This is a genomic window from Microbacterium pasadenense, from assembly GCF_047246565.1.
In the GTDB taxonomy this organism is placed as follows: domain Bacteria; phylum Actinomycetota; class Actinomycetes; order Actinomycetales; family Microbacteriaceae; genus Microbacterium.
On the sequence record NZ_JBFOKN010000004.1, the window covers coordinates 71495 to 84216 of the forward strand.

Genomic DNA, 12722 nt, shown 5'->3' on the forward strand with positions numbered 1-12722 from the left:
CCACCCCGGGGGGCCGCGGGGGAAGCGCCTAGGCTGGCCGGATGGAACAGGCCGAGCTGACCGCCCTCCTGACCGCTGCGGGACTGCGGATGATCGACGAGGTCGGACCGCTGGCCTCCACCGCGGAGGTCGCCGCCGCCGTCTCGAAGCTCCGCGCCGCCGGCCACCCGCCCGATCTGGTCTCCGCCGTCGTCGGTCAGGCGCATCTGCGGGTGCGCGCGGCGGCCAAGTTCGGTCCGTTCGCGGAGCGAATGCTGTTCACGCGGGCGGGCCTCGAGCAGGCGACACGGCTGGAGGTGGGGTCGCGCCATGCGGGCCGGTTCCGTGACGCCGGCCTGGCGAGCGTCGCCGACCTCGGCTGCGGCATCGGAGGCGACGCACTCGCCTTCGCCGGCATCGGCCTGACGGTGCTCGCCGTCGACGCCGACGAGACCACCGCCGCACTCGCGGCGTACAACCTCGCACCCTTCGGCGACGAGGTGTCCGTCCGGCACGCCCGGGCGGAGGACGTCGACCTGGGCGAGGTGGAAGCCGTCTGGCTCGACCCGGCACGGCGTACCGCCGGCCATTCCGAGACGGCCCGCACGCGACCCGAGGACTGGTCGCCGTCCCTGGACTGGGCGTTCGCCCTGGCATCCCGGCTGCCGGTGGGCATCAAGCTCGGACCGGGCCTTGACCGGGCCCTCATCCCCGACGACGTCGAGGCGCAGTGGATCAGCGTCGACGGCTCGACGATCGAGCTCGTGCTGTGGTCGGGCGTCCTCGCGCGCCCCGGGGTGACGCGCTCCGCGCTCGTGATCCGGGGCGGCGCAGCGCACGAGATCACCGCGGGGGCCGACGTCTCGGACGAGCCGGTGCGCGAGCTCGGCGCGTTCGTGCACGAGCCCGCGGGCGCCGTCATCCGTGCCCGTCTGATCGGGGACGTCGCACGCGAGCTGCAGGCCGGGATGATCTCGGACGGCATCGCCTATCTGACGTCGGATGCCGCCCTGACGAGCCCGTTCGTGCAGTCGTTCCGGGTGCGCGAGGTCATGCCGATGAAGGTGCCGACGATCAACGCCGCTCTGCGGACGCACGGGATCGGCACGATCGAGATCAAGAAGCGCGGCGTGGACGTCGACCCCGCGCAGTTCCGCCGCAAGCTCGTGCTGCGCGGAGACGACTCGGCGACACTGATCCTCACCAAGGTCGGCGAAGGCCCGAAGGCGAAGCGCCTCGCGCTCCTCGCCGACCGCGTCTGACCGACCCCGCGTCGCCTCAGCCGAACAGCGGCCCCTGCGTCGAGGCCCACCAGAGCCAGCCGGCGCTGTAGACAAGCGACGCCAGGTTCAGCGTGAGCGCCCAGACCGCCATCTCGCGGTTCTCCCAGGGCCGGCGGATCGCGAGGATCGCCAGCACGGCGCCGAGCAGGCCGATCGGGAAGCCCCAGCCCACGAAGAACGAGAGGATCAGACCGAGGACGCCGGCCAGCAGCGACCAGCCGGCGCTGTGCGGCAGGGTGGGCGGCGGGTGGATCCAGTGGACCTGCGGGTCGGGGTTCAGGAGCTCCCCGGTCACCAGGCCCGGCTCGGGATGGACCTCCAGCGGCGGCGCGATCGGGAGCGGCTGGGTGAGCTCGCGCCGGAACCCGCCGCGGTGCTCCCCCGGCAGGACCGGGGTCGACGGCACGCGGGCGACGTCGGGTGACGGCGGTTCGATCGAGGTGGCCGGCACGGCGTCGTCGGCTGCGGCGCCGGGCCGCGGAGACGGACCGGCCGGCGCCGCGGGGGTGGTCGGCTCCGCGGAGGTGGCCGGCTCAGACGGATCGGCCGGCGCCGCGGGCGACGGCATCCGTTCCTCGCTCGGCTCGGTCATACCGCTGCCGCGACCTGGATCTCGGTGACCGGGAGAGTCGAGTCGGCGCCGAACTCGAGCGTCGAGGCGGGGCGTCCGCTCATGATGAGCTCCGACGCGAGCGCGGCGATCATGGCGCCGTTGTCGGTGCAGAGCGACAGCGGCGGGATCCGGACCGAGACGCCGGCCGCCGCGGCGCGCTCGAGGGCGACCTCCCGCAGTCGACGGTTCGCGATGACGCCGCCGCCGAGGAGCAGGCGGGGCACGTCGTGACGTGCGCACGCGTCGAGCGCCTTCGTGACGAGGACGTCCACGACCGCTTCGCGGAAGGATGCCGCGACATCGGGCACCGAGACGTCCTCGCCCGCCGCCTCCCGCTGCTCGACCCAGCGGGCGACGGCCGTCTTGAGCCCCGAGAACGAGAAGTCGTAGCGGTGCTCGGCCATGTCGGACGCCCGGGACATGCCGCGCGGGAAGCGGATCGCGTTCGGGTCGCCGGACGCGGCGGCCCGGTCGATCTCGGGGCCGCCGGGATACGGCAGTCCGAGGATGCGGGCGATCTTGTCGAAGGCCTCGCCGGCGGCGTCGTCCATGGTCTCGCCGAGCAGCTCGACGTCCGACACGAGATCGCGGACCAGCAGCAGCGACGTGTGGCCGCCGCTGACGAGCAGCGCGACGGTCGGGTACTCCACCTCGTCGCCGGTGAGGACGTCCGCGGCGATGTGGCCGACGAGGTGGTTGACCGCATAGAGCGGTGTGCCGAGGCTGACGGCGAGCGCCTTCGCCGCACCGACCCCGACCATGAGCGCACCCGCGAGGCCGGGGCCGCTCGTGACGGCGACCGCGTCGATGTCGGCGAGCTCGACCTCCGCCTCGGCGAGGGCCGCTTCGATCGTCGGCTGCAGCGCCTCCAGGTGGGCACGCGCGGCGACCTCGGGCACCACCCCGCCGTAGCGGGCGTGCTCGTCCATGGAGCTCGCGATCGTGTTGCTCAGCAGGGAGCGGCCGCGGACGATGCCGATGCCGGTCTCATCGCAGCTGGTCTCGATCCCGAGCACGAGCGGCTCGCGGCTCATCCCGGCCATGTCAGCGCCACCCCGGAGTCTGATCCCCGCCGCTGCGGCGGGGACCGGCACCGTCGTCGGCGGCGGGCGCCGCGGCATCCGTGTCGCCACGATGAGCGGCGGTCCAGCCGGACAGGTCGAGCTTCATCACGATCGCGTCGACGTCGTCGGGCTGGTAGTACCGCGGCCGGCGGCCGATCTGCAGGAAGCCCTCCGAGGCGTACAGCGCGGTCGCGTTCGGGTTGTCGTCGCGCACCTCGAGGAACACCGAGCGCGCCCCGCGCGCGTGCGCCGTCGCGATCAGCTCGCGCAGCAGCGCCCGGCCGCGGCCGTGACCGCGGGCGGCCTCGGCGATCGCGATGGTCTGGATGTCGGCATCCGGAGCGCCCTGCACCGCACGCACGCCGCCGTATCCCAGGATCTGCCCGGCCTCGACGTCGACGACGTACCGGCCGTGCGGCGAGACGAGCTCGTCGCGGATCATGGGCTCGCTCCACGCGTCGGTGGGGAACGTCTCGCGCTCGAGGCGCATGATCGTGGCGAGATCGTCGGGCTGGGCAGTGCGGAGGGTCACGAGCCGACCTTCTTCCGGGCGGCGGGCGGGGTCACATCGGGTGCGCGCAGGTACAGCGGCTCGTCGAGGTGCTCGACGCGGTCGGCCGCGAGGGCGCGCGCGGCGACCAGGGCGACCATGGCGCCCGGGATCGCCGTGACGTCCCGTCGCTCCGCGCCCGCGGCGGCGAGGACGGCGTCGATGTCGTCGCGCGTGGAGAGCGCGGGACGGTCGGCACGCACCGGCAGCCCGTCGTCGTCGACGCCCTCGTAGACCGTGTACGCGAACTCGCGGCGGCGCGCGTCGGTGACGACGGCGAAGCGCGGCACGTCGGCGAAGGGGTCGGCGAGCAGGATCGCGAGCGCCGCGGCGTCGTGGCTCGCGACGGGGACGACCGGGATGCCGCGCCCGAGGGCGAACGCCCGCGCCGCGGCGATCCCCACACGCAGGCCGGTGAACGGCCCGGGGCCCATGCCCGCGGCGACGGCGGTGAGGGCGACCGCCTGCGGGACGCCCGTCGCGCCGATCGGGCCGCGCGCGGAATCCGTCATCACGTTCTGGAGCAGGGTGCCGATGATCTCGGCGTGACCGAGCGGATCGGGGCTCGACGCCTCGGCGTGCACCGCGCCGTCGGTGTCGGCGACCGCGACGGCGGTGCCGAGGGACGTGTCGATGCCGAGAATCACGAGGTCAAGGGTATCGGGATGCGTCGACGATCGGCTGCCGCCCTCGGCGCGACGAGCGCGCCGGGCGGAGTCATCGGCGTCGCCGCGGCCGGTGTGGCCGCGGTCAGCGTCGCCGCCGTCGGTGTGGCCGCGGTCAGGGACGTCGCGTCACCGTGACGGTGCGGGGCGCCGTGTCCTCGAGGTCCTGGACGTAGGAGTTGCTCGTGCCGCACGCGTTGTCGACACCCGTGCCGCTCCAGCCGCGCGCGATCTCGATCTCCCACCAGGCGTCGGCGAGCCCGTCGACCATGCCGCGGCCCCATTCGACGATCGTCACCGAGCGGTCGACGTCGAGGCCGAGGTCGTCGAGCTCCGCGGGAGACCCCAGCCGGTAGGCGTCGACGTGCACGAGCGGTGGACCGTCGACCTCGGAGGGATGCGTCCGCGCGATCACGAACGTCGGGCTCTGCACCGGTCCGCGGACGCCGAGACCGGCGCCGATCCCGCGCGTGAGCGTCGTCTTGCCGGCACCGAGCGGCCCCGTCAGGACGATCAGGTCCCCCGGTCGCAGCGTCGCGCCGAGCTGCCGGCCGAGCTCCTCCATGTCGGCGGGCGAGGCGACCTCGCGCTCACCGGCGAACCGTTCGATGCCGCTCATGAGCGCACCTCCCGTCGGGGCACGCGACTGCCGATGCGCGTGACGACTTCGTAGTTGATGGTCCCCGCGGCATCCGCCCACTCGGTCACGGACGGCGCTCCGGCTTCGGGATCGCCGAACAGGACGGCCTCGTCGCCGACCGTCACGGGTGCATCGCCGACGTCGACGACGAACTGGTCCATCGCGATCCGGCCGGCGACGCGGTAGTGGTGACCGCCGATCGCGACCGGGCCGGCGCCGGAGGCCGCTCGCGGCACGCCGTCGGCGTAGCCGAGCGAGATGAGGGCGAGCGTGGACTCGGATGCCGTGCGGTGCAGGTACCCGTACGAGACGCCGTGGCCTGCGGGCACCCGTCGCACGGCCGCGACCGATCCCCGCAGGGTCATCGCGGGCCGCAGCCCGAGGTCTGCCGAGGTGCGGTCCTCGAACGGCGAGAGGCCGTAGATGGAGATGCCGAGTCGCACGCAGCCGAGCCGCGCCTCGGGCATGCTTATGGCGGCATGCGACGCCGCGATGTGCCGCAGCCGGGGTCGGAGCCCCGCCGCCTCGGCGCCGGCCTGCGCGACGGTGAAGCGCGAGAGCGCGGCGCGGTCGTCATCGAGCGACGTGTTGGACAGGTGGCTGAAGATGCCCACGACGCGGATGAGGCCGGCGCGCTCGAGGCGCGCGGCCTCGGCGAACACCGTCTGGTAGTCCGACGGGGCGATCCCGTTGCGGCCGAGCCCCGTCTCGACCTTGAGGTGGATGTCGACGGGCGTGTCGACGGATGCTGCCGCTGCGGCTGCCGTGAGCTGGTCGAAGCTCGAGATCCCCAGCTCGATCCGCGCGGCGGCGGCGTCGACGAAGGAGGAGTTCGGGGCGTGGAGCCAGGCGAGGACGGGGGCGTCGATGCCGGCATCCCGCAGTTCGAGTGCCTCTCGGACGTCGACGACCGCCAGGCGGGCGGCGCCACCGGCGAGCGCGGCGCGGGCGGAACGGACGGCGCCGTGACCGTAGCCGTCGGCCTTGACGACCGCGATGACCTCGGCGTCGGTCAGCGCGGCCAGGTGACGGACGTTGTGCTCGATCGCCGAGACGTCGATGACGGCCTCGCGCGCCACGCCGTCGGGCATGCGGGTCATCTGCCGGCCTCCGCGTCGGAGACGGCCTGCGGGTGCGCGTCGGAGTCGGCCTGCGGGTGCGCTTCGGCGACTGGCTGCGCGTCTGCTTCGACCTGCTGCGGGACCCCGTCCGCGCCCGCCTGCCGGTTGGCTTCGGCGACGACGTATGCGGCGGCGAGGCCGGCGTCGTGCGACAGCGAGAGGTGGAGGGCGGTGATGCCGCGGGCTTCGACGGTCGCTGCCGTCTCGCCCGACAGAGCGAAGACCGGCCGACCTGAGGGCTCCGCCGCGACCTCGATGTCGGTCCAGTGGACGCCGTCCGAGCCGCCGAGCGCTTTGATCAGCGCCTCCTTGGCGGCGTACCGGGCGGCGAGCGAGTGCGGCTTCAGCTGCTGCTCGGAAGAGGTGAAGAGGCGGTCGAGCAGCTTCGGCGTGCGTTCCATCGACCGCTCGAATCGCGGGATGTCGACCAGGTCGACACCGATTCCGATGATCACGTCGCCTCCTCCGGCCGCGCGCTGCGGCATCCGTTCAGCCTATCGCCGCCCGTCGGTCGCCGGCCTGCGGCGCGCGACGGCCGGGTGGCTGCCGCCGGGCGACGGATGCCGGTTCGCGCGACCCGCCCGAAGCCCGGTCCCACCCGGCCGCGGCGCCCCCGAACGCCGGTGCCCGCCCGGCCGCGAGACCCCCGCGAGGCCGGTCCCCCGCACAGCCCCTGCACTCGCGACGGAGATTCCGGCATCCGCGACCGGCACACCCGCGCCATTCCGTGTTCGGCCGGCCCCCACCGACGGAATCTCCGTCACGAGTGCCGGCAACGCTCGGGCCCCGACGGCGATGGAACCCCATGCACCCCGGGCCGCAAGCGGCGGACACCCGGCCGCGAGACCCCTGCGAGGCCGGGTCACCGCACAGCCCCTGCACTCGCGACGGAGATTCCGGCATCCGCGACCGGCACCGTCGCGCCATTCCGCGGTCCGACCCGCACCCACCGACAGAATCTCCGTCACGAGTGCCGGCAACGCTCGAGGGCCAGCCCCCGACGCACGCCGCTGCGCTCAGCCGACCGCGAGGCGGATGACGCGCTCGACGGCGTCGATGCCGGGCATCAGCTGCGCACCCGACCGGGCGTACGTCTCGCGCGAGCGACCGTACGGGTCAACGACGTCGTCGTCGGCCGGGTCGGCGGGAGGGAGGGCGAGGCCGCGCTGACCGGCCAGGACGGCGAGCGCGCCGCGCAGCCGCTCCCGCGGATCGGCGCCGACGGCGCCCGCGCGGATCGTGTCGTCCGAGGTCACCGCGGCGAGCCGCTCGAACTCGCGGATCGTGAACGTCGCCCGCAGCTTGCCCGGTGCCAGCTCGACGACCTCGCGGCGGTGACCGCGGTCCATCGCGAGGACCAGCTCGGGGTCCTGCAGCAGCGCCTCTGTCAGGAATCGCGCGCGGTGCGCGTTCGACGTGTCGCCCAGGATCCCGGCGCCCATCGCCAGCTCGACGGCTTCGATCGGCATCCGATCGCCGTTGCGGGCACGGATGCCGGCGCTCGTCGCCTCCACGCCGATGTCGGCCATCCGGTGCGCGAGCAGCTGTGCGGCGAGCGGGGACCGGCAGATGTTGCCGGTGCAGACGGTCAGGATCTGGATCACGGGGGTCCTTCCGATGTCGGATGCCGCGGCGCCTCGGGCGGCGGCTCGACGAGCTGCGGGCGGGCACCGGGTACCGTAGGCCCCGTGCAGGAACAGCTTAGCGACGGTCCGGGTGCCCCCGATCCCGAGGCGGTGACCCCCGAGAACGCGACCGGCGACGCCCTTGCGACCGGCGATATCGCTGTTTCCGGCGCGGCGCACGACCCGAGCACCGCGCCCGCCCCGACGGGCGGCGCGGCGGGAGCCTCGGCATCCGCCGCCGCATCGACCGACGTTCTGCGCGACCTCGGCTTCGACGACGATCCCGCCCCACGCCGGCGCCGCCGCGTCCAGCGCACCGACTGGCGCCTGGGCGGCACGGCGGTCCGCCGGTGGGACGCGATCGTCCTTGCGATCGCCCTCATCAGCCTCGGGATCGGCGCCTTCGGCAGCGCGCTGATCAGCAGCATCTGGACTTCGCCCTGGTCGGGCCTCGTCTCGACGACCGCGCTCTGGGTCGGCATGCTCTTCGCCGTCGTCTACGCCTTCTCCCGCGGCCGGCCGGCCGGCCTGCTGAAGCTCCGCCCCGTCGACCTGCTGTTCGGCGTCATGCTTGGCCTGCTGCTCCGCCTGCTGCAGGGCTGGGTGACGGATGCCGGACACCAGCCGCTCCCGTCGATCGCGACGCTCGACGGTTCGATCCCCCCGACGTGGTTCCTGACCGAGGCGCTGCCCGGCGGTCTGATCGCGCCCGTCGTGGAGGAGTTCTTCTTCCGCACCGTCCTGCTGGTGGTCGTGTACACGCTGCTGCGCCGGCCCGCCGGACGCTTCGCCGCCGCGCTGGCCGCCGTGCTCGTCTCGACGGCGACGTTCATCCTGATGCACGCCGTCGACGGATCCCTCCCGCTCGCGGAGGCGCTTCCCCTCGGCGCCCTCGGCCTGACGTGCGCGCTGCTCGTCATGCTGACCGGTCGCATCTGGAGCGCCGTGATCGTGCACATCGTGTACAACACGACGATGCTCGTGATCGTCGCCGCCGGGACCATCCTCCGCTGATCCGCCCGGGTGCGTCGAAGCCGACGACGCGCCGGTCGTCGCCTCTGCTCAGGAGGAACGCTTCAGCGAGCCGACGACGGATGCCGGGCGCGCCGACCTCCCCCGACCCTTACGGCCGGCCCATGCCGAGGTACTGCCAGCCGGCGGCACGCCAGGCGGCCGGGTCGAGGCAGTTGCGGCCGTCGACGACGACGCGTCCTGCCGCGAGCGAACCGGCGTGGGCCGGGTCGAGCTCGCGGCGGTACTCGTCCCACTCCGTGACCACGACGACGGCGTCCGCACCGGTGAGCGCCTCGTCGCGGTCCGCGACGTAGGTCAGCTGCGGGTGCACGCGCCGCGCGTTGGGAATCGCCTCGGGGTCGGTGACGGTCACATGCGCGCCGAGGCCGTGCAGGCGCACCGCGACGTCGAGTCCGGGCGAATCGCGGATGTCGTCGGAGTGCGGCTTGAACGCCGCCCCGAGCACGGTCACCTTCTTGTCATAGACAGCCCCGCCGAGACCCTCGACGACCAGCTGCACGGCCCGCTCGCGGCGGCGGAGGTTGATCTCGTCGACCTCGCGCAGGAACGCGACGGACTCGCCCCGGCCGAGCTCCTCGGCCCGAGCCGAGAACGCGCGGATGTCCTTCGGCAGGCATCCGCCGCCGAAGCCGATCCCCGCGCCGAGGAAGCGGCGGCCGATGCGGGCGTCGTGACCGATGGCGTCCGCGAGGGTCGTGACGTCGGCACCGGTGACCTCGGCGATCTCCGCCATCGCGTTGATGAAGCTGATCTTCGTCGCAAGGAACGCGTTCGCGGAGACCTTCACGAGCTCGGCGGTCGCGTAGTCGGTGACGATGAAGGGCGTGCCCTTGGCGACCGACGGGTGGTAGACCTCGCGGAGGATGCCCGCCGCGCGCTCGCCCTCGTCCCCCGCCGGAACACCGGCGACGAGCCGGTCGGGGTCGATCGTGTCCTTGACCGCGAATCCTTCGCGCAGGAACTCGGGGTTCCACACGAGCGTCGCGCCGGTCGGAGCGACCCGCTCGGCGAGGGTCGCGGCCGTGCCGACCGGAACCGTGGACTTGCCGGCGACGAGGTCGCCTGCGCTCAGGTACGGCAGCAGTGCGTCGATCGCGGCGTTGACGTAGGTGAGGTCGGCGGCGTAGCCGCCCTTGACCTGCGGGGTTCCGACGCCGACGAAGTGCACGGCGGCTCCCTGTGCGGCGGCGAAATCGGTCGTGAAGCTCAGGCGCCCCGAGGCGATGCCCTCGGTGAGGATCTCCGAGAGCCCGGGCTCGAAGAACGGAGCCTCACCCCGAGACAGCGACTCGATCTTCTGCGCGTCGACGTCGATGCCGACGACCTCGTGCCCGATGGACGCCATCGCCGCCGCGTGAACGGCTCCGAGGTATCCGCAACCGATGACCGACAGACGCATGCACAGCTCCTAGATTCCGGACGCGGTATGCCACGCCCCCGGACGTGTCTACCAGACGGATGTCACCGGCTCGTATTCGGCGGGTTTCGCGGTGACACGATCCCGCGCTCGACCGGTACCGGCCCGTGGCCGGGTCCTACTCGACGGTGACGGACTTCGCGAGGTTGCGAGGCTGGTCGACGTCCAGGCCCTTCGCGGTCGCGAGCCCCATGGCGAAGATGTGCAGCGGCACGACGGCCAGCAGCGGCTCGAACAGGGGTCCGGCCAGCGGGATGCGTAGCACCTCGTCGGCGAACGGCAGCACCGCGGCGTCGCCCTCTTCGGCGACCGCGATGACGCGGGCGCCGCGGGCGCGGATCTCCTGGATGTTCGACACGACCTTCTTGTGCAGCTCACCCGACCCGCGCGGCGACGGGACGATGACGAAGACGGCCTGACCGGGCTCGACGAGCGCGATCGGCCCGTGCTTGAGCTCGCCCGCGGCGAATCCCTCCGCGTGGATGTAGGAGATCTCCTTGAGCTTGAGCGCCCCCTCGAGGGCGATCGGGTAGCCGACGTGACGGCCGAGGAACAGCACGGACTGCGTGTCGCCCATCCAGCGTGCGAACTGCTCGATGTGGGGCTGCTCGGTCTCGAGCACGCGGGCGATCTTCTCGGGGATCGCCTCGAGCTGCTCGACGGCGTCCTGCGACACCTCGGCCGAGAGCGTGCCGCGGACGCGGCCGACGTGCAGGGCCAGCAGGTAGAGCGCCGTGATCTGGGCGACGAACGCCTTCGTCGAGGCCACCGCGACCTCGGGTCCGGCGTGCGTGTAGACGATGGCATCCGATTCGCGAGGGATCGTCGCGCCCTGGGTGTTGCAGATCGACAGCGTCTTCGCGCCCTTCTCGCGGGCGTACTTGACGGCCATCAGGGTGTCCATGGTCTCGCCCGACTGCGAGATCGACACGACGAGGGTGTTCTCGCCGATCACCGGGTCGCGGTACCGGAACTCATGGGCGAGTTCCACGTCGACGGGGACCCGGGTCCACTGCTCGAGCGCATACTTGCCGACCATGCCGGCGTACGCGGCGGTGCCGCACGCGATGACCACGATGCGGTCGATGCCGGCGAACAGGTCGTCGAGGCCGTCCAGCTCGGGGATCGTGACGGCGCCGTCGTGCAGCCGTCCGCGCAGCGTGTTGGCGACGGCCTCGGGCTCCTCCGAGACCTCCTTCGCCATGAACGACGACCAGCCGCCCTTCTCTGCGGCCGACGCGTCCCACACGACCTCGAACGGCTCGACCTCGACGGTGTTGCCGAAGAAGTCGGTCACCTCGACGCCGGCGGGCGTGATCGCGACGATCTGGTCCTGGCCGATCGCGAGGGCGTTGCGCGTGTGCTCGATGAACGCGGCGACGTCGGAGCCGAGGAAGTTCTCACCCTCGCCCAGCCCGATGACGAGCGGTGAGTTGCGGCGGGCGCCGACGACGAGGCCGGGCTGGTCCTGGTGCATCGCGAGCAGCGTGAACGCGCCTTCGAGACGCGCGGCGACGCGGCGGAAGGCGTCGACGAGATCGCCGGATGCCGCGTACTCGCGCCCCAGCAGGACCGCGGCGACCTCGGTGTCGGTCTCGCTCCGGAACGAGAACCCCTGCGCGAGCAGCTCGTCCTTGAGCTCGGCGAAGTTCTCGATGATGCCGTTGTGGATGACGGCGAGCCTGTCGTCGTCGGCGAGGTGCGGGTGCGCGTTCTCGTCGGTCGGTCCGCCGTGGGTCGCCCAGCGGGTGTGGCCGATCCCCGTCGTGCCGTCGGCCATCGGCGTCTCGCCGAGGTCGTCGCGCAGCACCTGGAGCTTTCCGGCGCGCTTGCGCATCCCCAGGTCGCCGCCGCCGTCGATGACCGCGATCCCGGCGGAGTCGTACCCGCGGTACTCGAGGCGGGCGAGGCCCGAGAGGAGGATGGCCTGGCTGTCGCGAGGGCCCACGTATCCGACGATTCCGCACATGTGGTCAATGCTAGGGGCGCACGGCTGTGTCGCTGCCTCGCAGTCCTCCCGGGCGCGTCGAGCTGCTCCCCGCCGCCCGCCGCCGCACCGGAACGACCCCGTTCATGCGGTGTCCAGCCGGAACGTGGTTTCCTTGACGCTGGAAAAGTCCGCCGATCCCCCAGCCGGAGGCACCCATGCCCAGTTTCCTCACCCGTTCGCGCCTGGCGATGGCCGCGACCGCTGCCCTGACGCTCGCCGTCCTCCCGGCATCCGCGGCCACCGCGGCATCCACCAGCTGCGTCTCGATGTCGCAGACGTCGGTCCAGAAGAAGGTGCTCAGCGACGTCAACGCGGCACGCAAGAAGGCCGGCAAGAAGGCCCTCACGGCCAGCAGCAGCATGGCGAAGGTCGCGCTTCGGTGGTCCGAGAAGCAGGCCGCCAGCAAGACGATGAAGCACAACCCGAAGTACGCGTCGCAGATCCCGAAGGGCTGGACCGCCGCAGCGGAGAACGTCGCGTACGGCTACTCCCCGACGAAGGTGACGCCCGCGTGGCTGAAGTCGGCCGGCCACCGCAAGAACATCCTGGGCGGCTACAACCGGATGGGCGTCGCGGTCGCCTGCTCCAAGAGCGGGCAGCCGTACTACACGCAGGTGTTCGGCAAGTACTGACCGACGGTCCCGGGCCGCGGATGGCGGCCGGGAACCGGGTCTCGATCCCCCGAGCCCCAACGAGCCCTGGTTGCGAGCACCCCGGGGCGCTCTTCGACTGGTCGCGGG

At 72.8% G+C, this 12722-nt stretch carries 13 protein-coding genes and 1 pseudogene; 4 read left to right on the top strand and 10 right to left on the bottom strand.

Annotation, left to right across the window (positions count from 1 at the left end; translation table 11 throughout):
* Nucleotides 1-41: 41 nt before the first annotated feature.
* Complete coding sequence (locus tag AB3M83_RS12560) at nt 42-1241, top strand: class I SAM-dependent methyltransferase (RefSeq protein ID WP_412948657.1); 1200 nt, start codon at nt 42-44, stop codon at nt 1239-1241.
* Between the two features lie 16 nt (nt 1242-1257).
* Here AB3M83_RS12560 and AB3M83_RS12565 read toward each other — a convergent pair whose 3' ends face one another.
* Genes AB3M83_RS12565 through tsaB form a run of 4 tightly spaced genes read right to left on the bottom strand, consistent with a single transcriptional unit; the run spans nt 1258 to nt 4136 of the window.
* Nucleotides 1258-1854, bottom strand: coding sequence for a hypothetical protein (locus AB3M83_RS12565; RefSeq protein ID WP_412948659.1), 597 nt, complete (start codon nt 1852-1854; stop codon nt 1258-1260).
* Complete coding sequence (gene tsaD / locus AB3M83_RS12570) at nt 1851-2909, bottom strand: tRNA (adenosine(37)-N6)-threonylcarbamoyltransferase complex transferase subunit TsaD (RefSeq protein WP_412948661.1); 1059 nt, start codon at nt 2907-2909, stop codon at nt 1851-1853. The genes AB3M83_RS12565 and tsaD overlap by 4 nt, the downstream gene beginning before the upstream one ends.
* Nucleotides 2910-2919: 10 nt before the next feature.
* The gene (rimI, locus tag AB3M83_RS12575) at nt 2920-3471 is read right to left on the bottom strand and encodes a ribosomal protein S18-alanine N-acetyltransferase (RefSeq protein WP_412948663.1); all 552 of its coding nucleotides are present in this window, start codon (nt 3469-3471) and stop codon (nt 2920-2922) included.
* The gene (gene tsaB, locus AB3M83_RS12580; protein WP_412948665.1) at nt 3468-4136 is read right to left on the bottom strand and encodes a tRNA (adenosine(37)-N6)-threonylcarbamoyltransferase complex dimerization subunit type 1 TsaB; all 669 of its coding nucleotides are present in this window, start codon (nt 4134-4136) and stop codon (nt 3468-3470) included. The genes rimI and tsaB overlap by 4 nt, the downstream gene beginning before the upstream one ends.
* Nucleotides 4137-4154: 18 nt before the next feature.
* Here tsaB and AB3M83_RS12585 point away from each other — a divergent pair, with 18 nt between their 5' ends.
* On the top strand, nt 4155-4292 hold the full coding sequence (locus AB3M83_RS12585; protein ID WP_412948667.1) for a hypothetical protein: 138 nt from the start codon (nt 4155-4157) through the stop codon (nt 4290-4292).
* Here the strand turns inward: AB3M83_RS12585 and tsaE are convergent.
* The 4 genes and pseudogenes from tsaE to AB3M83_RS12605 all read right to left on the bottom strand — a co-directional run bounded on the left by tsaE (nt 4270) and on the right by AB3M83_RS12605 (nt 7519).
* Nucleotides 4270-4773 carry a tRNA (adenosine(37)-N6)-threonylcarbamoyltransferase complex ATPase subunit type 1 TsaE gene (gene tsaE, locus AB3M83_RS12590; RefSeq protein ID WP_412948668.1) on the bottom strand — a complete coding sequence of 168 codons (504 nt, stop codon included), beginning with the start codon at nt 4771-4773 and terminating at the stop codon, nt 4270-4272. The two genes, AB3M83_RS12585 and tsaE, sit on opposite strands and share 23 nt — an antisense overlap.
* Nucleotides 4770-5894, bottom strand: a complete 1125-nt coding sequence (alr, locus tag AB3M83_RS12595; RefSeq protein WP_412948669.1) for an alanine racemase — start codon at nt 5892-5894, stop codon at nt 4770-4772. Before alr ends, tsaE begins: the two co-directional genes overlap by 4 nt.
* Before the next feature lie 125 nt (nt 5895-6019).
* Nucleotides 6020-6370, bottom strand: a pseudogene (locus tag AB3M83_RS12600) (holo-ACP synthase); the annotation flags it as partial.
* A gap of 561 nt (nt 6371-6931) precedes the next feature.
* Entirely contained in the window at nt 6932-7519 is a 588-nt protein-coding gene (locus tag AB3M83_RS12605) for an arsenate reductase/protein-tyrosine-phosphatase family protein (protein ID WP_412948670.1), read from the bottom strand.
* A gap of 84 nt (nt 7520-7603) precedes the next feature.
* Between AB3M83_RS12605 and AB3M83_RS12610 the strand changes: the two genes are divergently transcribed.
* A complete protein-coding gene (locus AB3M83_RS12610; protein ID WP_412948672.1) occupies nt 7604-8554 on the top strand; it encodes a CPBP family intramembrane glutamic endopeptidase in 951 nt (316 codons plus the stop codon).
* Between the two features lie 109 nt (nt 8555-8663).
* Here the strand turns inward: AB3M83_RS12610 and AB3M83_RS12615 are convergent, their stop codons facing one another.
* Both AB3M83_RS12615 and glmS read right to left on the bottom strand, forming a co-directional pair.
* Nucleotides 8664-9974 carry a UDP-glucose dehydrogenase family protein gene (locus tag AB3M83_RS12615; RefSeq protein ID WP_412948673.1) on the bottom strand — a complete coding sequence of 437 codons (1311 nt, stop codon included), beginning with the start codon at nt 9972-9974 and terminating at the stop codon, nt 8664-8666.
* 136 nt (nt 9975-10110) lie between these two features.
* Nucleotides 10111-11961: a glutamine--fructose-6-phosphate transaminase (isomerizing) gene (gene glmS, locus AB3M83_RS12620; protein WP_412948674.1), complete on the bottom strand. Its 1851-nt coding sequence runs from the start codon at nt 11959-11961 to the stop codon at nt 10111-10113.
* A 176-nt stretch (nt 11962-12137) separates the two neighbouring features.
* Here glmS and AB3M83_RS12625 point away from each other — a divergent pair, with 176 nt between their 5' ends.
* Nucleotides 12138-12614, top strand: a complete 477-nt coding sequence (locus AB3M83_RS12625) for a CAP domain-containing protein (RefSeq protein WP_412948675.1) — start codon at nt 12138-12140, stop codon at nt 12612-12614.
* Nucleotides 12615-12722: the final 108 nt, after the last annotated feature.